This window comes from Nocardia sp. NPDC004278, assembly GCF_053602975.1.
This window is the reverse complement of sequence record NZ_JBSGEQ010000005.1, coordinates 228,814-250,858: the sequence shown is the minus strand read 5'-3', so window position 1 is coordinate 250,858 and position 22,045 is coordinate 228,814. Positions and strand designations below refer to the sequence as shown.

General features: G+C 67.3%; 18 protein-coding genes and 1 pseudogene. 9 read left to right on the top strand and 10 right to left on the bottom strand.

Going from position 1 to position 22,045, the window contains the following annotated elements; translation table 11 throughout:
• Window positions 1-25 precede the first annotated feature (25 nt).
• Together efp and ACWEO2_RS10350 are read right to left on the bottom strand one after the other, a co-directional pair.
• Window positions 26-589: an elongation factor P gene (gene efp, locus ACWEO2_RS10355; protein WP_452405024.1), complete on the bottom strand. Its 564-nt coding sequence runs from the start codon at window positions 587-589 to the stop codon at window positions 26-28.
• 43 nt (window positions 590-632) lie between these two features.
• The gene (locus ACWEO2_RS10350) at window positions 633-1,760 is read right to left on the bottom strand and encodes a M24 family metallopeptidase (RefSeq protein ID WP_452405023.1); all 1,128 of its coding nucleotides are present in this window, start codon (window positions 1,758-1,760) and stop codon (window positions 633-635) included.
• Window positions 1,761-1,926: 166 nt separating this feature from the next.
• Here ACWEO2_RS10350 and ACWEO2_RS10345 point away from each other — a divergent pair, with 166 nt between their 5' ends.
• The 5 genes from ACWEO2_RS10345 to aroB all read left to right on the top strand — a co-directional run bounded on the left by ACWEO2_RS10345 (window position 1,927) and on the right by aroB (window position 6,840).
• Window positions 1,927-2,949, top strand: coding sequence for a glycerophosphodiester phosphodiesterase (locus ACWEO2_RS10345; RefSeq protein ID WP_452405137.1), 1,023 nt, complete (start codon window positions 1,927-1,929; stop codon window positions 2,947-2,949).
• A 101-nt stretch (window positions 2,950-3,050) separates the two neighbouring features.
• Window positions 3,051-3,506 (top strand): prepilin peptidase, encoded by a 456-nt coding sequence (locus tag ACWEO2_RS10340; protein ID WP_452405022.1) that lies wholly within the window; start codon window positions 3,051-3,053, stop codon window positions 3,504-3,506.
• Window positions 3,507-3,597: 91 nt separating this feature from the next.
• Window positions 3,598-4,791: a chorismate synthase gene (gene aroC, locus ACWEO2_RS10335; protein WP_452405136.1), complete on the top strand. Its 1,194-nt coding sequence runs from the start codon at window positions 3,598-3,600 to the stop codon at window positions 4,789-4,791.
• Entirely contained in the window at window positions 4,788-5,714 is a 927-nt protein-coding gene (locus tag ACWEO2_RS10330; RefSeq protein WP_452405021.1) for a shikimate kinase, read from the top strand. The genes aroC and ACWEO2_RS10330 overlap by 4 nt, the downstream gene beginning before the upstream one ends.
• Entirely contained in the window at window positions 5,707-6,840 is a 1,134-nt protein-coding gene (gene aroB, locus ACWEO2_RS10325; RefSeq protein ID WP_354950812.1) for a 3-dehydroquinate synthase, read from the top strand. The genes ACWEO2_RS10330 and aroB overlap by 8 nt, the downstream gene beginning before the upstream one ends.
• A 71-nt stretch (window positions 6,841-6,911) precedes the next feature.
• Here aroB and ACWEO2_RS10320 read toward each other — a convergent pair whose 3' ends face one another.
• From ACWEO2_RS10320 to ACWEO2_RS10295, 6 genes and pseudogenes are all read right to left on the bottom strand, one after another.
• On the bottom strand, window positions 6,912-7,394 hold the full coding sequence (locus ACWEO2_RS10320; protein ID WP_452405020.1) for a B-4DMT family transporter: 483 nt from the start codon (window positions 7,392-7,394) through the stop codon (window positions 6,912-6,914).
• Window positions 7,395-7,440: 46 nt separating this feature from the next.
• Window positions 7,441-8,304 carry a shikimate dehydrogenase gene (locus ACWEO2_RS10315; RefSeq protein WP_452405019.1) on the bottom strand — a complete coding sequence of 288 codons (864 nt, stop codon included), beginning with the start codon at window positions 8,302-8,304 and terminating at the stop codon, window positions 7,441-7,443.
• On the bottom strand, window positions 8,294-9,886 hold the full coding sequence (locus ACWEO2_RS10310; protein ID WP_452405018.1) for an endolytic transglycosylase MltG: 1,593 nt from the start codon (window positions 9,884-9,886) through the stop codon (window positions 8,294-8,296). The genes ACWEO2_RS10315 and ACWEO2_RS10310 overlap by 11 nt, the downstream gene beginning before the upstream one ends.
• Window positions 9,883-10,407: pseudogene (ruvX, locus tag ACWEO2_RS10305) on the bottom strand (Holliday junction resolvase RuvX); the annotation flags it as partial. The gene ACWEO2_RS10310 and the pseudogene ruvX, both read right to left, overlap by 4 nt.
• Before the next feature lie 92 nt (window positions 10,408-10,499).
• On the bottom strand, window positions 10,500-13,166 hold the full coding sequence (gene alaS, locus ACWEO2_RS10300) for an alanine--tRNA ligase (RefSeq protein WP_452405017.1): 2,667 nt from the start codon (window positions 13,164-13,166) through the stop codon (window positions 10,500-10,502).
• A gap of 114 nt (window positions 13,167-13,280) precedes the next feature.
• On the bottom strand, window positions 13,281-14,627 hold the full coding sequence (locus ACWEO2_RS10295) for a replication-associated recombination protein A (RefSeq protein ID WP_452405135.1): 1,347 nt from the start codon (window positions 14,625-14,627) through the stop codon (window positions 13,281-13,283).
• 154 nt (window positions 14,628-14,781) lie between these two features.
• Between ACWEO2_RS10295 and ACWEO2_RS10290 the strand changes: the two genes are divergently transcribed.
• The 3 genes from ACWEO2_RS10290 to ACWEO2_RS10280 all read left to right on the top strand — a co-directional run bounded on the left by ACWEO2_RS10290 (window position 14,782) and on the right by ACWEO2_RS10280 (window position 18,366).
• Complete coding sequence (locus ACWEO2_RS10290) at window positions 14,782-16,449, top strand: alkaline phosphatase D family protein (RefSeq protein WP_452405016.1); 1,668 nt, start codon at window positions 14,782-14,784, stop codon at window positions 16,447-16,449.
• Window positions 16,450-16,731: 282 nt separating this feature from the next.
• Entirely contained in the window at window positions 16,732-17,079 is a 348-nt protein-coding gene (locus tag ACWEO2_RS10285) for a YciI family protein (protein ID WP_452405015.1), read from the top strand.
• A gap of 18 nt (window positions 17,080-17,097) precedes the next feature.
• Window positions 17,098-18,366 carry an RNA polymerase sigma factor gene (locus ACWEO2_RS10280; protein WP_452405014.1) on the top strand — a complete coding sequence of 423 codons (1,269 nt, stop codon included), beginning with the start codon at window positions 17,098-17,100 and terminating at the stop codon, window positions 18,364-18,366.
• A gap of 18 nt (window positions 18,367-18,384) precedes the next feature.
• On the opposite strand, the gene ACWEO2_RS10275 is transcribed toward ACWEO2_RS10280, so the two are convergent.
• Window positions 18,385-19,554, bottom strand: coding sequence for a phosphotransferase family protein (locus tag ACWEO2_RS10275; protein WP_452405013.1), 1,170 nt, complete (start codon window positions 19,552-19,554; stop codon window positions 18,385-18,387).
• A 703-nt stretch (window positions 19,555-20,257) separates the two neighbouring features.
• Here ACWEO2_RS10275 and ACWEO2_RS10270 point away from each other — a divergent pair.
• A complete protein-coding gene (locus ACWEO2_RS10270) occupies window positions 20,258-20,959 on the top strand; it encodes a hypothetical protein (protein WP_452405012.1) in 702 nt (233 codons plus the stop codon).
• 66 nt (window positions 20,960-21,025) lie between these two features.
• On the opposite strand, the gene ACWEO2_RS10265 is transcribed toward ACWEO2_RS10270, so the two are convergent.
• A complete protein-coding gene (locus ACWEO2_RS10265) occupies window positions 21,026-21,994 on the bottom strand; it encodes a DUF389 domain-containing protein (RefSeq protein ID WP_452405011.1) in 969 nt (322 codons plus the stop codon).
• Window positions 21,995-22,045: the final 51 nt, after the last annotated feature.

Genomic DNA, 22,045 nt, shown 5'->3' with positions numbered 1-22,045 from the left:
TATCCCTGTTTGCCCGGAGCGGCGATCAGGCGTTGACTCGGCCGAGGTAGCTGCCGTCGCGCGAGTCGATGCGCAGCTTGTCACCGGTGTTGATGAACAGCGGGACCTGCACCTCGGCGCCGGTCTCCAGGGTGGCGGGCTTGGTGCCGCCGGTGGAGCGGTCGCCCTGCAGGCCGATATCGGTGTGCTGCACCTCGAGCTCGACGGTGACCGGAAGTTCGACGTAGAGCGGCGCGCCCTCATGGGTGGCGACCTGCGCGACCATGTTCTCCAGCAGGAAGCGGGCGCTGGGGCCGATGGTCTCCTCGGCGATGGAGATCTGGTCGAAGGTCTCGCCGTCCATGAAGACGTAATCCGTGCCGTCGTGGTACAGGTAGGTCATATCGCGACGGTCGACCGTGGCGGTCTCCACCTTGACGCCCGCGTTGAAGGTCTTGTCGACGACCTTGCCGGACAGCACGTTCTTCAGCTTGGTCCGCACGAATGCAGGGCCCTTACCCGGCTTGACGTGCTGGAATTCGACGATCTGCTGGAGCTGACCGTCGATCTTCAGCACGAGGCCGTTCTTGAAGTCGCTGGTGTCCGCCACTGTTCTCGGATCTCCTAGTTCATGAATGTTCGGGCAACCGGCGTCAGTCGACGACGGTCAGGTCTTTGCTGGTGTTGGTGAGCAGATCCGGGCCCCCCTCGCGCACCACGAGCGTGTCCTCGATCCGGACGCCGCCGCGGCCGGGGAAGTACACACCTGGTTCGACGGTCACCGCCACGCCAGACAGAAGTGTACCGGTTCCGGTTTTGGCGATTCCCGGCGCTTCGTGGATCTGCAGTCCGACACCATGCCCGAGACCGTGCACGAACAGCTTCCCGTGCCCGGCTTCCTCGATCACCGCGCGTGCCGCCGCATCCACGTCGTTGACCTGGGCGCCGGGCTTCAGCGCTTCGCGCCCGGCCCGTTGCGCCGCCTCGACCAGCGCGTACACCTCGCGATGCCAGTCGGAGGCGGTACCGAGCACGAAGGTTCGGGTCATATCGGAGTGGTAGCCGCCGACCACGGCGCCGAAGTCGATCTTGACGAAGTCACCGGTGGCGAGGACCGCGTCGGTAGGCCGGTGATGCGGAATGGCGGAATTCGCACCGGTCGCCACGATGGTCTCGAAGGCGACCGCGTCGGCGCCGTGTTCGAACATCGCCCACTCCAGATCCCTTGCGACCTGACGTTCGGTGCGGCCGGGCCGCAGGCCACCGCGTTCCAGCAGGGTCGCCAACCCGGCGTCACCCGCTGCGCAGGCGGCGCGCAGTTGCTCGATCTCGTAAGCGTCCTTGACCATGCGCAACTGTTCGACCAGCCCCGGCGTGGCGACGAACTCCAAACCGGTCTTCTGCGCGATGAATCCCCGATGCTGGTCGACCGTGACGACGTGACTCTCAAAGCCGACCCGGCCGAGTTGCCACTCCCCCGCGAGCTCCACGATGCGCCGGGCGGTGGCCCTGGCGATTTCGGCGCGCAGGTCCGGCACCTGCTCGGCGACCTGGCTCAGGTAGCGCCCGTCCGTCCCGATCACCGTGCGCTCCTCGGCATTACGCATATCCCACGAGGTCACCACCAGGGTGGCATTGGACCCGGTGAAACCGGTCAGGTACCTGATGTTCACCAGATCGGTGACCAACAGCGCATCGACCTCGTTTTCCACCAGCAGACTCCGCAGCGCACCACGACGCGCCGCGTAGTCGGGCCTACGGCCCGCGGGATCAGCAGACATGTGTCAAAACTACCGCCGACACGCCGTGACTCCGCATAAAACATCGGCATAACGCGTGCCGTACCCGACGTATTCGGCACAATGTCCCGTCCCCGAAGCCGCTCCGACAGCTCCGATTGCTACGTTCGGGCCCATGTCGATGACCATGCGGATGCGACTCGGCCTGATTTCCGGCATCGCGGCAGTGCTCGCGATCGGCATCGTCGCGTCCTGCGAATCGTCCTCGCAGACCACCGAGCACGACACCCACACCGCGATCGACCTGCAGGCGCACCGCGGCGGGCGCGGCCTCACCATCGAGGAATCGCTCGAAGGCTTCGCCAAGGCGCTGCGGCTCGGCGTGACCACCCTCGAACTCGATATCGTGCTCACCGCCGACAAGACGCCGCTCATCTGGCACGACCCGGTGGTGCTCGCGGAGAAATGCACCGACACCGCGCCCGCCTTCTCCGGTGACCCGCAATTCCCCTACGTGGGCAAGGTGATTCACGATCTCACCTACGCCCAGACCCAGACGCTGGACTGCGGCAGCCACACATTGCCGAATTTTCCGCGCCAGCAAGCGGTTCCCGGCAACCGGATCGCCACGCTGCCCCAGCTGTTCGACCTGGTCAGCACGCACGGCGCGGACGGGCTGCGCTTCAATATCGAAACCAAGATCGAGGCCGATAAGACCGAACAGTCTGCTGCGCCGCAGGAGTTCGTCGACACCATCCTCGCCGCGGTCGCGCAGGCTGGAAAGACCGATGCCGTGGAGATCCAAAGCTTCGACTGGCGGACCTTGCCGCTGGTGCGCAAGGCCGCGCCGTCGATACCGCTCGTCGCGCTTTATGACGACACGACCTTCCACCCCGGCTCGCGCTGGCTCGGACCGGTTCGCTACGAGGATCACCCCGGCGACCCGCTCGCCGCGGTGCGGGCTCTCGGCGCGGATATCGTCTCGCCCGGGTATTCGGTCCCCTACGGCAAGAAGGCGGGCGAGCCCGGATTCGCCCTCATCGCCGACCGGACCTATGTCGACAACGCCCACCGCCTCGGGCTGCGGGTGATTCCCTGGACGGTGAACGATAAGGCCACCATCGCGGCCCAGATCGATACCGGTGTCGACGGCGTCATCACCGACTATCCGGATGTCATGCGAGAAGTGCTCCAGGAGAAGGGGCTTCCACTTCCGCCGGCCTATCGATAGCTGCGCTCGAGCGAGCCGATCGATGTTCACATATCGATCGGTTATCCCCAATCCGAAGATCGGGGCTGCATCGGCGGACGAGGCGGACGAGGCTGGAAGCCATGCCTCCCATCGCCTTTGCCCTGCTGGTGGCCTGGTGCGCGGCCCTCACCGCAGTCGATCTCCGGCAGCGCCGACTACCCAATGCGCTCACCGCGTCCGGTGCCGTGATCATCTTCGGATATGCGCTGTTCACAACACAATTCACAGCAGCGGCAGTCGGTGCTGTCCTGCTCACGGTGCCCCATCTCTTGGTGCACTTGATCGCACCCGCCGCGCTCGGAGCGGGTGATGTGAAGCTCGCTGTCGGACTCGGTGCGGTCGCCGCGCTCGGCGGTGCACAGGTGTGGGTCCGGGCGGCTATTGCGGCCCCGGTCCTCACCGCGGCATTCGGACTGGCCGTGCTGGCCCTATGGCGGATTCGATCCGGCGATAATCGAGCCGGTCCGCGGGCGCTGCCCCATGGGCCCGCCATGTGCCTGGCGACGGTACTGAGCCTGGCGGCGGCATATGGCTAGCCGAACCCATGGCGCAGGGCACGCGAGCGTGCCGGTCATCACGTCGGGCCGCGTGCCGGAGCACCCGCGCCGACATGGGAAGATGGACGACGTGCTGCGCTGGATAACTGCCGGAGAATCCCATGGTCCCGCTCTCGTCACCATCCTCGAGGGGATGGTGGCCGGTGTCGAGGTGACATCGGAGGAGATCTCCGCACAGTTGGCGCGCCGTCGGCTCGGGTACGGGCGCGGCGCCCGGATGAAGTTCGAGGCCGACAAGGTCACCGTGGTCGGCGGCGTGCGCCACGGACGCACCATGGGCGGCCCGGTGGCCATCGAGATCGCGAACTCCGAATGGCCGAAGTGGACGACGGTGATGTCCGCGGACCCGGTCGACGAGAGCGAACTCGCCGATCTGGCCCGCAATGCGCCGCTGACCCGGCCCCGGCCCGGCCACGCCGACTACTCCGGCATGCTCAAGTACAACTTCGACGACGCTCGCAATGTGTTGGAGCGGGCCAGCGCTCGCGAGACCGCGGCGCGCGTCGCGGCGGGCACCGTCGCAAGGAACTTCCTGCGGCAGGCCTTCGGTGTGGAGGTCGTCTCGCACGTCGTCTCGATCGGCACCGCCGCCAACACCACCGGCATCGTACCGACCGCCGCCGACCTGGCCGCGATCGATGAGAGTCCGGTGCGCGCGTTCGACAAGGACGCCGAGGCCGCGATGATCGCCGAGATCGAGGCCGCCAAGAAGGACGGCGACACCCTGGGCGGCGTCGTCGAGGTGATCGTGGACGGGCTGCCCGTCGGACTCGGTTCCTTCATCAGCGGTGCGGACCGGCTCGATTCGCGACTCGCGGGCGCGCTCATGGGCATTCAGGCGATCAAGGGTGTCGAGGTCGGCGACGGCTTCGAAACCGCGCGCCGCCGCGGTAGCCAGGCCCACGATGAGATGCGGCCGGGACCCGACGGTGTGCTGCGCTCGACCAACCGCGCGGGCGGTCTGGAAGGCGGCATGACCAATGGCGAACCGCTACGCGTGCGCGCCGCGATGAAGCCCATCTCAACGGTGCCGCGCGCGCTGTCCACGGTCGATATGACCACCGGTGAGGAGGCCGTCGCCATCCACCAGCGCTCCGACGTCTGTGCCGTACCCGCCGCGGGTGTGGTCGCCGAGTCGATGGTCGCGCTGGTCGTGGCGCAGGCCGCATTGGAGAAGTTCGGCGGCGATTCGCTGGTCGAGACCGCTGACAACATCACCAGCTACGTCAAGCGCGTCAGCACCCGACCACACGTGCCGCAATGATCGTGCAGTCCGATCCGCGCGCACCGCGCGTGGTGCTGGTCGGACCGCCGGGGGCGGGGAAATCGACGATCGGCCGCAAGCTCGCCAGGGAACTCGGTGTCGAGCTGTACGACACCGATGCCGGAATCGAGCGCGAGACCGGACGCACCATCCCGGAGATCTTCGCCGAGGACGGCGAGCCCGAATTCCGCAGGATCGAGGAGCGGGTGGTGCGCCGCGCCATCCTCGCCGAACGTGGTGTGGTTTCGCTCGGTGGCGGAGCCGTGCTGTCCAATGACACCAGGGCACTGCTACGCAATCGCACCGTGGTGTATCTGGAAATCAGTGTGGCCGAAGGACTTCGGCGCACCGGCGCGAGTACCCAGCGACCGCTGCTCAACGGTGCGGATCCGGGTGCGAAGTACCGCGAACTGATGCGCAAGCGCAGGCCGCTGTATCGGGAGGTCGCCACGGTGCGGGTGCGTACCGATGGTCGCAGTCCGGGCCGGGTGGTGCGGATGATCATGGCCAAGCTGGGCATGGAATCGGTGCTGCCACAAGACGCGGAGCCCGATTCGACCAGCATCGCGCCGGATACGGCACAAAGTGCCGCGGGCCCATCGACCCAAGCCGCAAAGCCCCAGGGCAGCAGCAGGTCACGCGCCCGCCGTGCGGCCCGCCGCCGGGCCGCCGCCCGCCGCCGGGCAGCCACACAGGCCGATGCCGGCGAATCAACGGCCGCAGAACGGGCCAAGATCACCACCGCGACGAGCGACCGGACCAAGCCCACCGGCAAAATCTCCAGTGGCCCCTCCGGCTCCGAAGGATCCGGCGATACGCCGACCCTCGGCAGCCGGTCCCGGCGCACCCGGGCCCGCCGCGCCCGCGCGCGAGCGCTCAACCAAACAGCACGCACAGAATCGGAGCCGAGTACCCGTGAGTGAAAGCCCAGCCGAGCCGACTCGCATCGAAGTCCGCACCGCCGACCCGTATCCGGTGATCATCGGCCGTGGCCTGCTCGCCGAACTCGTCGACTCGGTCGCTGGCGCGACCACTGGCGTGCGCACCGTCGCCATCTTCCATCAGCCGCCGCTGGCCGAGACCGCCGAGGTGGTCCGGAAGGCGCTGGCCGACAAGGGGATCGACGCGCACCGCGTCGAGATCCCGGACGCCGAAGCGGGTAAGGATCTGGCCGTCGCGGGCTTCTGCTGGGAGGTGCTCGGCCGCATCGGCCTGACCCGCAACGATGTGGTGGTGAGCCTCGGCGGCGGTGCGGCCACCGATCTGGCCGGATTCGTGGCCGCCACCTGGATGCGCGGGGTGCGGATCGTGCATGTGCCGACCACACTGCTGGCCATGGTCGACGCGGCCGTCGGCGGTAAGACCGGCATCAATACCGAGGCGGGCAAGAATCTCGTCGGCAGCTTCCACGAACCGGCGGCCGTGCTGGTGGACCTGGCGACCCTGGAGACGGTGCCGCGCAATGAGATCGTCGCGGGTATGGCCGAGATCATCAAGGCCGGTTTCATCGCCGATCCGGTGATCCTTGAGTTGGTGGAGCGCGATCCAGAGGCGGCCCTCGATCCGACCGGTGATGTGCTGCCCGAGCTGATCCGCCGGGCGATCCAGGTGAAGGCCGATGTCGTCGCCGCGGACCTCAAGGAAGCCAGTCTGCGCGAGATCCTCAACTACGGTCACACCCTGGGCCACGCCATCGAGCGCCGCGAGCGCTACCGCTGGCGCCATGGCGCGGCCGTCTCGGTCGGTCTGGTCTTCGCCGCCGAACTCGGACGCCTCGCCGGCCGACTCGACGATGCGACCGCCGACCGCCATCGCGCCATCCTGGCCAGCGTCGGCCTGCCCACCAGTTATGACGCCGACGCCCTCCCCCAGCTCATGGACGCCATGCAAACCGATAAGAAGACCCGCTCCGGTGTTCTGCGCTTCGTTGTGCTCGACGGCCTCGCCAAACCCGGCCGCCTCGAAGGTCCCGACCCCACCCTGCTGGCCGCCGCCTACTCGGCGATCGCCCGCGAGGACAGCCCCAGCAGCGGCGCCATCCTCCTCTAGTCACAGAGCGAAGGCGACCTTCCTGGCCGTATCGGCCAGGAAGGTCGCCTTCGGTCGAATTCGCGAGCGGGCTATACGGGGGTCGCGGCCGACTCCGGCACCTGCGGTGCGGGCGGGTTCACCGACTTGTTCAGGCGCCGGTCGGCGATCATGCGGCCGATGCCGACGCCGACGAGGCCCGGGATGAAGACCAGCAGCACGATGAAGGAGGCGCCCGCGGTCAGCTCGAAGAGCAGGCCGTTATCGCCAAGATCGAACTTGGGCAGCCAGTCCAGCCCCCAGGAGACCGCGCCACTGCCGAGACCAGCGGCGACCGCCGTCTCGAGCCACAGAATGGTCAGATCCGAGCCGTGCTCCGGGTCCGGATGGACCTCGCGGTCCTTGCGCCCGTCCAGCACGCCCCAGAACACGACTGCCACGAGCAGCACGACCAGGCACAGCGGCCGCATCCAGCTGCCCTGGGTCGGCCAGTACACCATCGCGAATCCCAGCACGGCACGCAGGAAAACGACCAGCGCACCGAGTGCTATGGCCCGCAACACCCAACCATTCATGGTCAACACCATAGCCTCGAGTCGACCGGATCCAAATGAGAACCGGTTACAGATTTATCGCCGCGGCCATTTCCGCGCGCGGTGCCGGGCGACCGGTGAACTGCTCGACCTGCCCGTAGGCCTGGTTCAGCAGCATCTCCAGCCCACTCACCACGGTATGCCCCGCCCGCGCGACCGCGACGGCCAGCGGGGTCGGCCACGGGTTGTAGATCGCGTCGAGCACCACCGGTGCGGTGGCCACCGCCTCGGCAACGATGGCCGCGGCCTCCGCCGGAATCGTGCTCACCACGGCGCCCGCGTCCGCGCATACCGCGCGCAACGGGCCGGGGTCGAAGGCGATCATGGTGGCGGTCATGCCGAGACGTTCCGCGAGATCTATTGCCCCGCGCGCCCTTCCGGCATCCCGCGCGACGACGGTCACCGCCTTCGCGCCGAGTTCGGACAATGCGAGTAGCGCCGGGCGCGCAGTGCCGCCCGCACCGAGCACCACGGCCTCGGTGAGTTCGCCGACACCACCGCTGCGCAACGCGCCGAGCACCCCGTCCACATCGGTGCAATCAGCACGCCAGCCGCCGCTGGCCGGTGCATCGGCCGAAACCGCCGCACTCGAGCCAGCGTCGATCCGAACCAACGTATTCGCCGACCCGACCAACACGGCCCGCTCGGTCCGCTCGCTCGCGTACGCCAGCGCGGCCTCCTTGCCCGGCATGGTCACCGAAAGCCCGACCCATTCGGGACCGAGTCCGTCGACCAAGCCCGGCAGCTGCTCGGCGGAACATTCGATGCGCTCATAGGTCCAGTCGAGACCCAGCGCACGGTATGCGGCCAGGTGCAGTTGCGGCGAGCGCGAATGTGCGATCGGCTGCCCGAGCACCGCCGCCTTGCGCTGGCCGCTCCCTTTACCGTCCACTGTCGAGAATCCCACTCTGCCTGGCTTTTTCGATATTGCGCAGATGTTCGCTGTAGCTCTCGGTGAACAATGTGGTCCCCTGCTTGTCGATGGTCACGAAGTACAGCCAGGTCCCGGACTCCGGATTCTCCATGGCACGCAACGCATTCAGCGACGGAGCCGAGATCGGCGTAGCGGGCAGCCCGGGCATGGCGTAGGTGTTCCACGGGGTCCGCTTGGCGCGGTCGGTATCGGTGGTCGCGACCTCGGTGCGGTCCAGCGCGTAGTTCACCGTCGAGTCGAACTGCAGCGGCTGGTTGACCTCGAGCCGGTTCACGATCACCCGCGCCACCTTGCCCATATCCTGCGGCAGCGCTTCCCGCTCCACCAGCGAGGCGGCGATGAGGGTCTGATACGGATTCAGCTTCGTTTCGCCGCCCGACTGCAGCAGTCCGGTCGACTCGTAGCTGCGCGCGCTCGCACCCACCAGTTGCTGCAGGATCTGCTCCGGCGTCCCGCTCGGATCGAAATCCCAGGTGCCCGCGGCGATCAAACCCTCGAGCTGCCTGTTGCGGTCGGGCACATCACGCACCCGTTGTTCGGCCCAGCTCGGCACGCCGAGGGCGGCCAGATCCGCGCCCGATCCGGCGGCGTCGAGCTGGTCATAGGTGATGCACTTCTTATTGGTGCCCGTGCCCACGCAGCTGGCGTCCGCGATCTTGCGGTAGATCCCGTCCTTGCGTGAGCCGGTGTTCACATCCTGCTGATCGTGCAGCTGCCTGCCCTCGGAGACGACCAGATTTCCGACCCGCGAATCCTTGCCGAGCAGCGCGGTCACCGCCTGCGCGGCCGGACTGTGGCTCGGGATCGCGTAGTACCCGGGCTGCACCGAGTTCATATTCGTATTGCGCACAGCCGCTTGGAAGAATGCCTCGCTGCTCGCGACGACACCCTTCTTCAGCATTGCGTCCGCGATCTGGTTCGAGGTGTCACCCGGATGCACCTGCACCACCACCAGCGGTCCCGCCGGACCCGCGAAATCCTCTGGGGCGCTGAACATTTTGGCCAGCTTAAGCCCCGCGAAGACCGCGGCGCCGACGAAGAGCACCACGAACATCGCGCCGATGAGCCACAGATACCGGCGGCGCTTCTTCCGCTCGGCGGCCTTGCGTGAGGCCGCCCGCGAACGCCTGCCACGCGACGGCGCGCTGCGCTGACGCTCCGAGCGGGACTCCGAACGGCGTTCCTCGGCACGGCTCCCGCCGCGCTGGGTCCGGGGCCGCCCGGACCCCGACCGCGCGGAACCGCCACCGGCCCGGCCGCCACCCAACCCGTCGCCGCGCGAGCGCCGGGGCTGCGCGTCCTCGGCACGCTCGGCGCTCGAAGCGCGGCCCCGCCGCGGTTCCGAGTGCTCGGCACGCTGCGGCGCCGCGCGACGCGAACGCGCGGCCGGGAGCGGTTCGTCCGGATCCTCGTCGGTGTAACGCGGGATGACATTGGTGTCGTCGTCGTAGTCTTCCCAGGCTTGGTCGTTTCGCCGGTAACGCCGATCAGCCTCGCGCTGTCGGAACCGTTCCTCGGCTTGCGCCCATCGATCCGTCATGCACCGTCTCCGGACTCAGACGCCGCTTCGGCCGACCTCAACACCGCACTCCGTTCGTCCAACCATCCCTGCAGGATCGCCACGGCCGCCGCCTGATCGATCACCTGCCGCTGGCCACGCGCGCGAACACCACTGTCCCGCAATGCACGTGCAGCTGACACCGTAGTCAAACGTTCGTCGGAAAGTCGGATAGGCACGGGCGCTATGACTGCGCGCAAACGCTCCGCGAATGCGATCGCCAAACCGGCCGCAGTGCCCTTTTCCCCACGCAATGTCCGAGGCAGGCCGACGATAACCTCGACGGCCTCATACTCCCGCACAATTTCAGCAATTCTGGAAATATCGCTTGCCGGACCGAACGCGCGCCTATCCGGCTTCGCGCGCGGCACCGTCTCCACGGGGGTGGCGAGCACGCCGTCCGGGTCGCTGGAGGCGACCCCGATCCGGACGCTGCCGACATCGACGCCGATCCGCCTGCCACGACCGGGATCGGTCGCGGGTGACGGGCGGTCGGCACCCCTAGGCGAACCGCCCTTCGGATCAGCCCTAAGTGAAGCGCGCTCCGGATCAGCAGAGCGCGCCTCCGACGAATGATGACTCTCCGAGTCCCCCATCACCCGGCCAGTTCGGCCACCCGGGCACGGACCGCGGCCAAGCCGACTTCGATGCCCGCGGGCTCCGAACCGGCGCCCTGCGCCATCTCCGGCTTGCCGCCGCCGCGACCCGCGATACTCGGGCCGAAGCTGGCGACCAGATCACCGGCCTTGAAGCCGAGGTCCTGCGCGCTCTTATTGACCGTCACCACGAACGGAACCTTGCCGTCGGCATTGCCGAGCAGCACCACCACCGCCGGGTCGCTGCCGAACCGGCCACGAATATCGGTCGCCAAGGTGCGCAGGTCACCAGCGGCGACGCCCTCGGGCGCGGCGGCGGCCACCAAGAGCACATTGCCGAGCCGCTCGGCCGCGTCCACGAACTTGCTGGCCGAGGCGAGCACCGCGGCGATCTTGGTGCGCTCCAGTTCCTTCTCGGCCACCTTCAGCCGCTCCACGAGTTGCTCGACGCGCGCGGGCACCTCCTCCGAGGGCACCTTCAGCGAGGACGCCACACCGGCCAGTAGCGCGCGCTCCTTGGCCAGGTATTGGTAGGAGTCCAGGCCGACGAATGCCTCCACCCGTCGCTTACCGGAACCGATGGCCGACTCGCCGAGCACGGTGATCGGGCCGATCTGCGAGGAATGCTGTACGTGCGTACCACCGCACAGCTCCATCGAGAACGGCCCGCCGATCTCGACGACACGCACCTCGTCGCCGTAGTTCTCACCGAACAGCGCCAGCGCGCCCATCTGCTTGGCCTTGGGCAGATCGGTGACAAAGGTGTTCACCGGGAAGTCGGCGCCCACCGCGTCATTGGAGACGGCCTCGATATCGGCCTTCTGCTGTTCGGAGAGCTGCCCCTGCCAGTTGAAGTCGAAACGCAGATAGCCCGGCTTGTTCATCGAACCGGCCTGCACGGCGTTCGGGCCGAGCACCTGCCGCAGCGCCGCGTGCACCATATGCGTGCCGGAGTGGCCCTGGGTGGCACCGCGCCGCCACGCCGGATCCGCTTGCGCGAGGACGACATCGCCCTCGGTGATCTGCCCCTGCTCGACGGTGGTCTTGTGCACCCACAGCTTCTTGGCGATCTTCTGCACATCGTTGACGCGCAGCTTGAGGCCCTGGGCGGTAATCGAGCCGCGATCGGCGATCTGACCGCCGGACTCCGCATACAGCGGGCTGCGGTCCAGGATGACCTCGACGTCCTGACCGACGGTTGCGGTCGGCACCCGGACGCCGTCGGCGATCAGCGCGAGCACATGCGCCTCGGAGGTCAGCTCGTCGAAGCCGGTGAATTCCGTCGCGCCACGGTCGACCAGTTCCTTATAGATGGTCAGGTCGGCGTGTCCGTGCTTGCGCGCCTGCGCATCCTCCTTGGCCATCTTCCGCTGCTCGGCCATGAGCGAGCGGAAGCCCTCCTCATCGACCGACAGTCCCGCCTCGGCCGCCATCTCCAGGGTCAGCTCGATCGGGAAGCCATAGGTGTCGTGCAGTTTGAAGGCGTCCGAGCCCGGAATGGTCTTGCCGCCCGCGGCCGCGACCTCGTCGACGGCCTCGGCGAACAACCGGGAGCCAGTGTTGAGGGTCTTGAGGAACGCCGCCTCCTCGCCCACCGCGACATTCTCGATCCGGGCGAAGTCGGTGGTCAGTTCCGGATACGACGGCGACATCAACTCGCTGACGACCTTCATGAACTCGCCGATCACCGGCTTCTCCGCACCCAGCAGCCGGGCCGAGCGCACGATCCGGCGCAACAGGCGGCGCAGCACATAGCCGCGGCCCTCATTACCCGGGTTGACGCCGTCGGCGATCAACATGGCCGAAGTGCGCGCATGGTCGGCGATGACGCGGAAGCGCCGGTCGTCTTCGTGTTCGACACCGTAGGACCGGCCGGTCAACTCTTCGGCCTTATCGATGATCGGGCGCAGCAGATCGGTCTCATAGACGTTCTCGACACCCTGCAGCAGCAGCGCGATGCGCTCGACGCCCATGCCGGTATCGATGTTCTTCCTGGGCAGCGATCCGATCGGCGGGTGGCCCAGCTTGGGGCTCTGCTCGCCGCGGATGTCCTGCATGAAGACCAGGTTCCAGATCTCCAGGTAGCGATCCTCGTCGGCGACCGGACCGCCGTCCTTGCCGTATTCAGGGCCACGGTCGTAGTAGATCTCCGAACACGGACCGCCGGGTCCGGGCACGCCCATATCCCAGTAGTTGTCCTTGCCGTCGCGGAACTGGATCCGTTCCTTCGGAATACCCGCGACGCGGTGCCAGATCTCGGCGGCCTCCGGATCGGATTCGTAGGCGGTCACCCAGATCCGCTCGGGATCGAAGCCGTAGCCGCCGTCCTCCTGCGATTTGGTGATCAACTCCCAGGCAAGGGTGATGGCACCCTCCTTGAAGTAGTCACCGAAGGAGAAGTTGCCCGCCATCTGGAAGAAGGTGTTGTGCCGCGTGGTGACACCGACCTCTTCGATATCGCCGGTGCGGACGCATTTCTGCACACTGGTCGCGCGCGCGAAGGGCGGCGCCTCCTGACCCAAGAAATACGGCTTGAACTGAACCATGCCCGCGTTGACGAACAGCAGGGTCGGGTCGGCCAGGATCAGCGAGGCACTGGGCACCTCGGTGTGTCCGGCACGGACAAAATGGTCCAGGAATCGCCGTCGGATCTCGTGGGTCTGCACAAATATCCAGCCTACCGGTGTCCCGCATTCGATTTTTCAGCGACCAGGGTTGGTGCCGCCACCATCGACCCGGTCCCTGAAATCGCCGCCGCGCTGATCGCCGGGAATTCGCGGTCAGCGTCCGCGAACGATTCGGCGCAGCTTCTCGACTCGGCGTTGGATATCGCGTTCCACGCCGTGGTCGGTCGGGGTGTAGTAGTCACGGCCGACGATTTCGTCGGGTGGATACTGCTGGGCCAGCACGCCGTCCGGGTCATCGTGCGGGTACTTGTAGCCCTTGGCATTGCCGAGGGCGGCGGCGCCCGCGTAGTGGCCGTCGCGCAGATGTGCGGGTACCGCGCCAGCCTTGCCCGCCGAGATATCGGCGAGGGCGGCGCCGAGGGCGGCCGGGACCGCACCGGATTTCGGGGCGGTGGCCAGGTGAATCGTCGCGTGGGTCAAGGTGAGTTGGGCCTCGGGCATGCCGATGAGCTGGACGACGTGCGCGGCCGCGACCGCCGTCTGCAGCGCCATCGGATCGGCCATGCCGATATCCTCGCTGGCCGAGATCACCAGGCGGCGGGCGATGAAGCGGGGATCCTCCCCCGCACTGAGCATTCGGGCCAGATAGTGCAGCGCCGCATCGACATCCGAACCGCGAATGGATTTGATGAACGCGCTCACCACGTCGTAGTGCTGATCGCCAGCGCGGTCGTAGCGGACCGCGGCCTTGTCCACGCTGGCCTCGACGAGGTCCACGTCGACGGTGCCGTCCAGTGAGGATTCGGCCGACGCCTCCAAGGCGGTCAAGGCCCGGCGCGCGTCACCGCCCGCGATCCGCACGATGTGCTCGAGCGCGGATTCGGTCACCGTATATGCCCCGTCATAGCCACGCGGATCCGCCAGCGCACGATCGAGCACGGTCCGGATATCGGCCGCGGTGAGCGATTGCAGTTGCAATACCAGCGAGCGCGACAGCAGCGGCGATACCACCGAGAACGACGGATTCTCGGTAGTCGCGCCGACCAGCAGCACGATCCGGTTCTCCACCGCGGCCAGCAGCGCGTCCTGCTGGGTTTTGGAAAAGCGGTGCACTTCATCGATGAACAGCACGGTCTGTTCGCCGACGCTGAGGCGACGGCGGGCCACATCGATGACCGCGCGCACCTCTTTGACACCCGCCGACAATGCCGACAGCGCCTCGAAGCGGCGGCCGGTGGCCTGCGAGATCAGCGAGGCCAGCGTCGTCTTGCCGGTTCCAGGCGGTCCGTACAGCAGCACCGACGCCGCGCCCGAACCTTCGATCAACCGACGCAGCGGCGATCCCGGCCCGAGCAGATGCTGTTGCCCGACCACCTCGTCCAAGGTCGCGGGCCGCATCCGCACCGCGAGCGGCGCACCGGCATCGCGGCGCACGACACTGTCGATGGAGTGCCCCGTCGGTGCGTCGTCGCCGGGCACGTCGAATAAGCCGTCGCTCACACCGAGCACGTTACCGAGCGGGACCGACACCTCCGCGCGGTGCGGGCGCGGGAGGTCGTGCGGCACCGTCATCGCAGTCCACCGGCAGAGACCGAGCGGTACGGGAACGGTCCCGATTTGCCTGTGGCAAATGGATCAGCTGTGATCGACATTCGTGGCTGAAAACGTCGTCGTTCCAGATTCTTTGCCCCTCGGGCCGTTCGCTCGACGCACCCTGCTGAAGGGCGGGGCCGCGGCGACCGCCACTGCACTGTTGACCACCGCGCCCGCGCGAGCGGACGGGCCGATATTCCGCCACGGCGTCGCCTCGGGCGATCCACTGCCGAACGGCGTGATCATCTGGACCCGCGTGACGGTCTCCGATGACGCGACGCCCGGTTCCGACGTCGGCGCAGCGGCGGCGGTGCGCTGGGAGATCGCGTCCGATGAGCGCTTCACCTCGGTCGCCGCATCCGGAATCGCAACGGCCACAGCCGAATCCGATCATACCGTCAAAATCGACGTGACCGACCTGCAGCCCGGCAGCGGCTATTTCTACCGCTTCACCGCATTCGGCGTGCACTCCCCCGTCGGCCGGACCCGCACCGCCCCGGCCACCTCGGCGCAGGTCGACCGCCTGCGCTTCGGCGTGGTGTCGTGCTCGAACTGGGAGGCAGGATACTTCGGCGCCTACCGGCATCTCGCGAACCGCACCGACCTGGACGCGATCGTGCATCTCGGCGACTACATCTACGAATACGGACGCGGGAAATACGGCGGGCGCAGCGGGGCAGTTCGTCCGCACGAACCCGCCAACGAGATCGTCACGCTGGCCGACTATCGAATTCGGCACGCGCAGTATAAAACCGACCCGGACCTGCGCGCATTACATGCGCGAGTGCCATTCATCTGCACCTGGGACGACCACGAATTCGCCGATAACGCCTGGTCCGGCGGCGCCAATAACCACGATCCGGCCACCGAGGGCGACTGGCAGTCCCGCCGCGCCGCCTCCGCCCGGGCATATCTCGAATGGATGCCGGTCCGCGCGACCAGCTCGAGCGCCGACGTCCAGATCTATCGGAGACTGCGTTTCGGCGGCTTGGCCGAGCTGTCCATGCTCGACCTGCGCAGCTATCGCGATCAGGAAGTAAAACCGGTCGCGGGCTGGCGCGAGGTCGACAACCCGGCGCGCACCATTACCGGCAAGGCTCAGATGGATTGGCTCACCAGCGGTTTGGCCTCCGCACCGGTGCAGTGGAAGCTCGTCGGCAATTCGGTGATGATCGCGCCGCTGGTATTCCCGCCGCTGGAACCGGCCACCACCCAGGCCATCACGACCATGATGGGCGTACCGCAATCCGGCATTCCGGCCAACGGCGACCAATGGGACGGCTACACCGCCGACCGCCGGACGCTGTTCCAGTCGATCATCGACCAGCAAGTCGGCGACGTCGTCTTCCTGACCGGCGATATCCACTCCTCCTGGGCCGCCGACCTGCCGGTCGACCCGGCCAACTATCCGGCCGGACCGACCGTCGGCGCGGAATTCGTCGTCCCGTCGGTGACGTCGTCGAGCCTGGGCGAACTGCTCAATTCTGCTCCGCGCACGGTCGCAGTGCCGGTCGAGGAATCCGTCAAGGGCGTCAACCGGCATCTGCGGTACGTCGAGATGGAATCGCACGGGTACGGCGTCTTGGAGGTCACCCCGGCCCAGGCGCAAATGGACTGGTTCTATGTCACCGATGTCGCCGATCCGAATTCCGGTGTGCGCCATGGCGCTTCGTTCGCAGTGGGGTCCGGTGGCCGGGTCGAGCCGCGCCCGGGGCCGGTGGCCCAGTAGCACTTGGCCTCGATCGGCCTGAGCACGCAAAAGATCGCCGGATACACGAAGCACGCCGTCGCGGCCGCGGCCAGGTCGGCGACGCCGACGCTCGAGCAGGCCGGGCGGGTGCCGAGCCCTGAACTGAGCCGTCCGCAAGCCTGCGTCAGCGCTTTCGACACGCCCGACACATTTCGGGGGCAGAATTTCTCGCGACAGGTTGTCGATTTCCGTCGAGCTCGCCCGTCGGAACGAATACGACGGCCCGATCGGCGGGTCGCCGGAACCCGAAGGAGCGAGATCATGAGCCAGTACTTGGTGCTGATTTACGAGGACGAGAGCGCATACGCGGGCGCATCGGAGCAGGTCCTGGGCGAGGTCTACCAGGCGCACGTGGCTTTCCAGGAGATCGCGGGCGATGCGGTCAAGGGCGGCAACGCACTGCAGCCCACCCCCACCGCCACCTCGATCCGGCAGAACGACAGCGGCGATTTCACTGTGACCGACGCGCCGTTCGCCGAGGCCAAGGAGGCCCTCGGCGGCTACTACCTGATCGAGGCCGCCGATCTGGATGCCGCGATTGCAGTGGCCAAGCAGGTACCCGCCCGGTTCGGCGGTGTCGAGGTGCGGCCGATCATGACCTTCGACTGATCACCTTCGACTGATCCGATGCCGATCGACACCGATGCGGCCGACCGTGCCGCCGCGGCCGTCGAGCAAGCGCACCGTCGCGAATGGGCCTTCGTGCTCGCCGCGACGGTGCGGCTCGTCCGCGACTTCGATCTCGCCGAGGAATGCGTTCAGGACGCCTACACCCGCGCACTCACCGAGTGGGCCCAGCACGGCGTCCCCGCCAAGCCCGGCGCCTGGCTCACCACCGTCGCCCGACGGCGTGGCCTGGATCTGCTGCGCCGCAATTCGACCATGCAACGCACCCTGCCCAAACTGATCACCGACCAGACCGACGACGACACCGCCGATCTGGCACTCGCCGAACTCGATTCGGCCGCCGCCATCCCCGACGACCGGTTGCGCTTGATCAGCACCTGCTGTCACCCCGCCCTTGCCCGCGAAGCCCAGGTGGCGCTGACCCTGCGCCTCGTCTGCGGTGTGACTACCGCCGAGGTCGCCCGCGCCTTCCTCACCAGCGAATCGACCATGGCGGCCCGGATCACCCGGGCCAAGAGGAAGATCGCGGTGGCGCGCATTCCCTACCGGGTGCCCTCGGTTCGCGAACTTCCCGACCGGCTCGACGCCATCTGCGCGGTCATCCACCTGCTGTTCACCACCGGTCATACCGCCCCGTCGGGCGATACGCTGGTCCGTCCTGATCTCGTCGAACGAGCACTCCAGGTCGCGCGCATGATGCACGCGCTGGTCCCCGACGACCCGTCCGTCACCGGCCTACTCGCACTGATCCTGCTGACCGACGCACGGCGCGACGCGCGGCTGGATGCCGACGGCCGACTCTGCACCCTCGAACACCAGGACCGCTCGCGCTGGGACCGAGCAGCGATCGCCGAAGGCGTCGCCTTGGTGAAAAGCGCTCTGCCACATACCGATCGATACACACTGCAGGCCGCCATCGCCGCCGTCCACGACGAGGCCCCCTCCTGGGAGCAGACCGACTGGCGTGAGATCACCGGCCTCTACGCGCTGCTGCTGCGCACCTGGCCCGCACCGGTCGCCCGCCTGAATTACGCTGTGGCCGTGGGCCTTTCCGGCAACCCCGCACGCGGACTCGCCCTACTCGACGCCCTCGCCAGCGAACCGGCCCTGGCCACCTACGGCTACCTGGAGGCCTCCCGCGCCGCCTTCCTCACCCGACTGGGCCGCATCACCGAAGCCGCCCGAGCCTACGAATCGGCCCTGTTCCTGACCGAAAACACGGTGGAACGAGCCTATCTGGAATCCCGCCTCGCCGAACTCAGCCCCTGATCCAACGAGCACAAAACCCTATTCCGCCCAACGCTCTTCGAGCATCGCCGACACATCCTCGGCGAAATCACCGACCGCGTCGTCGCCCGTGCAGCGCGCATCCTCCGCGAGTGCGGCCCAGCGGTTGATCAGGGCTTCCGAGCGCGGGACGGACAGCCCGTGTTCGCGCGCGGCGGCAATGCGGGTGTGGTCCGCGAGCAGGAACCAGTAGGTGGTCAGCCATACCCAGATGAGGCGGGCCTCCAGGATGCGTTCGGCCAGGACAGCGTCGTCGGCCAGTGCGGGCCAGACGCCGACGACCTCCGCGCGCCACGCCTCGACCATCTGCTGGGCGCGTTCGCGGGACAGTTCGAAGTCGCACAGGCAACCGGGGAAGGACACCAGCGCGTACGCGATATCGAGGGTGGCATCGCGGTAGCCGCCCCATTCGTAGTCCAGGAAGCGCGCGCCCTCCTCGTTGAGGATCACGTTATCGGGGCACAGATCGGACGGGCTGAACGCACGGAAACGTCCGGCGGAGAAGAGCCGATTGCCCCGAACGATCCGCTCGGCGATCTCACCGGGCACCTCGATGCCGAGTTCACGCTGCAGCATGCCGGGCACCTCGGAGATCGCGGCCTCGGCCTGCTGTGCGATGCCGTCGACTCGATGCACCACATCCACCCGGCGCAGCAGTGCGACGAAATCGGCTTCCCGCCCGACGGTCGCCGCATGCATCCGCCCCAGGGCCTGCGCGAACGCCATCAACCCATTGCGCGTGACCGGTTCCGCACCGGATTGCAGCACCTGTGTCATCCGGGAGTTGTCACCGAGATCGCTCAGCACGAGCAGCCGATCCGGCAGGCTGTGCGCGATCAGGTATGCGCCGGGCCGCTGCTCGCGGCTGAGCGCGGTGGTGAACTGGTAGGACACCGCCTCGCGCAGGAATGCGGAATCGATGCTGGCGACACCGGGCGCTAGACCACCCGTCGTGCGGTCCGCCGCGGCTCCGCGAACCTGCTTGACGATGAGCGTCCGGGGTAGGGAGAAGGCGTTCTCTGAAACACGCACGCGTAGGACCGTCGTCCTACCACTACCGCTGAGTTCCATCGGATCGCTCAGCTTTACCGGAGCACCCATTCGCTTTGTGAGCAACTGTTGTGCTGCGGACACGACTTCGGCGGCGCGTTCGGCCAATAGTGCGGTCATCGCTACTCAAGCTACTCGCACCGGGTCACTTCTAGCGAGCGGTTGGACAACCTTTCCGCGTCGTTCGGCGTGTCTGCGCCAAGGTTGCGGACCGGGCGCTGCTTGCTTGACACCATTGCGGCTGTCCGGTTTTCTCATCGTCAACTGCCGTGCGCCACACCGCAAACCAGTTGCGTCGAAAGGTCTGCAGATAATGGCCGACACCCCGTCGCCCCATCCGAACGAACCAACTGGCTCACCCGAGGACAGTGGCGGCGCGCCCGGGGCCAGTGCTGGCGAACAGCTCGCCGCGCAACCGGGGCAGCACGAAAGTCCGAACCCGCAACCGACGGAACCGGGCACCGGACACCGCAGGCACGAGATGGCGGGACCCGCGGGATACCCACAGTTCGAGAGCCCCGGTGCGGCGCAATACGGCAGTGAACCGGTGGAGCCGCAACCGCCGGTCGAAGCTCCCGTGCAGTCGGGGCAGCCCAGTTACGGTCCGTCGGGAACCGGTCCCGCACCAGCGCCAGCAACGATGCCACCTGGCGCTACACCGACCGGCGCCGCTCCCAGCTTGGACAAGCCCGGCACGGTGCCCTCCAGCGCAATGCCGCCCGGTGCGATGCAACCTGGCGCAATGCCGCCCGGCTCAATGCCTCCGCCCGGCACCATGCCTCCCGGCTCAATGCCTCCGCCCGGCACCATGCCTCCCGGCTCAATGCCTCCGCCCAGCGCAATGCCACCCGACTTCCAACCCGACACACCGACTTACGGCTACCAATCCGCCCCCGGCGTCCCGATCAGCCTCGACGTCGGCAATGCGCTGAGCTACGGCTGGGAGAAGTTCCGCGCGAATTTCGCTCCCTGGCTGGCGGTCACGGCGCTCGGCGTGATCATCTACCTCGCCTTCGTGCTCATCGTCCAGGTCGTCCAACCGAATTCACTGTTCAGCCTGTTGCTGATCTTCTTGGCGGTGATGGCCGCGATCTGGCTGCTGCAGGCCGCCATGATCCGCGGTGCCCTCTATGAAACCGACGGCAACAAACCGACTTTCGCGTCCTACTTCCATTTCGTGAACGCGGGCAATGTCCTCTTGACAGCTCTGCTCGCCTTTGCACTCACCTGGATCGGCGCGGCGCTGTGCTTCGTGCCCGGCTTGATTGCCGGGTTCCTGTGCATGTTCGCACTGCATTTCGTCGTCGATCAGGAACAGGGCCCGTTCGCTGCGATCAAATCCAGCGCCACCCTGGTCATCACCAATATCGGGCAGGTACTGCTACTCACCCTGGCGGTCCTGGTGATCACCTTCGTCGCCACGCTGCTGTGCGGATTCGGCCTGCTGGTCGCCGGACCGGTATGCACGATCGCGGTGACCTACGCCTACCGGGCACTCACCGGCGGCACCTTGTCCGCGTCCTAGTCCCATGGCACTGGGCGCACCCGCGCCCAGCGCTTCGGAACCTCGGCCCCGCAACAGAATTGGCGGTCACTTCGACGGCAGCGACCGCAACCACAGCCACTTCTTGAACCGCACGATGGGCCCGCCCTCGCTGCCAGCGCGCGGGCGCAGCGCGAGCACGATCACCCCGGCGGTCACAATGCCCGCCAGATTCACGGCGAGCTGCCCCGCCGACATGAACGCGATATGCCACTGCCCCAGTGTCGCCGCGATCACCGCGAATCCGGCCGCCGGCACGGTCGTCACCGAGATGAACACCCCGACCAGCGCTGCCGATTTCGCGGTGACCACCGCCAACATGCCCGCCCCACCGGCCAGCAGCGCGACCACCAAAGAGAACGGCCCGACCTCGTAGATGAAATCGACATTCTCGATCGCTTCGATGCCGGTCAACGTGATCCAGCCGAACTGCTCCCACAGCACCGTCGCGAACATCGTGATGACCATCGCCACCGGAAATGCCACGAGTAGCGCGACCGCCGACCTGCGGGCGAGCCGGAAATCGCGCCGCCACAGTCCCACCGAAAAGGCCGCCAGCGGCCCGAATTCCGGCCCGACCACCATTGCGCCGACAATCGTCACCGGCGAGTCGGTGGCCACTCCGACGGCCGCCAGCAGACATGCGATGGTGAGGAATGCGACGAAACTCGAGGTGAGCGAAGACTCCTCATGAGTCTGCGCGAGCAGTTCCTCCCACACCACCGCATCGGTCGGATCGCCGGGCGCCTCGCTGACCGCCCGATCGCCCGCATCCGAGATCACCGTCTCGACCGGGCCCAGCGTGATGCCGCCGGAGTGTTTGATGCCGAGCGAGGTCAGATCGGCGAGCACATCGTTGGCGGCCTCGCGTGCGACGTCGGCCTGGATCAGATCGCCGACGGGTTCGACGGCGACGCCCCGCGCCAATGTCACATGGGTGACTCCGGGGTCGGCGCCGAGCACCGCCATCACCTTCTCGGTGCTATCGGGCGGGCTGATCATGCGCAAATGCAGCAACGGAACCCCTTGTGGTCAGCGTCGGTGAAACTGACCAAAAAGTACCGTTGG

Bases quoted from the DNA above. Each gene is read 5' to 3' on its own strand.
- ACWEO2_RS10350 (WP_452405023.1), bottom strand. From the start codon at position 1,760: ATGTCTGCTGATCCCGCGGGCCGTAGGCCCGACTACGCGGCGCGTCGT.
- ACWEO2_RS10340 (WP_452405022.1), top strand. From the start codon at position 3,051: ATGCCTCCCATCGCCTTTGCCCTGCTGGTGGCCTGGTGCGCGGCCCTC.
- ACWEO2_RS10330 (WP_452405021.1), top strand. From the start codon at position 4,788: ATGATCGTGCAGTCCGATCCGCGCGCACCGCGCGTGGTGCTGGTCGGA.
- ACWEO2_RS10320 (WP_452405020.1), bottom strand. From the start codon at position 7,394: ATGAATGGTTGGGTGTTGCGGGCCATAGCACTCGGTGCGCTGGTCGTT.
- ACWEO2_RS10310 (WP_452405018.1), bottom strand. From the start codon at position 9,886: ATGACGGATCGATGGGCGCAAGCCGAGGAACGGTTCCGACAGCGCGAG.
- ACWEO2_RS10285 (WP_452405015.1), top strand. From the start codon at position 16,732: ATGAGCCAGTACTTGGTGCTGATTTACGAGGACGAGAGCGCATACGCG.
- ACWEO2_RS10280 (WP_452405014.1), top strand. From the start codon at position 17,098: ATGCCGATCGACACCGATGCGGCCGACCGTGCCGCCGCGGCCGTCGAG.
- ACWEO2_RS10275 (WP_452405013.1), bottom strand. From the start codon at position 19,554: ATGACCGCACTATTGGCCGAACGCGCCGCCGAAGTCGTGTCCGCAGCA.
- ACWEO2_RS10270 (WP_452405012.1), top strand. From the start codon at position 20,258: ATGCCTCCGCCCAGCGCAATGCCACCCGACTTCCAACCCGACACACCG.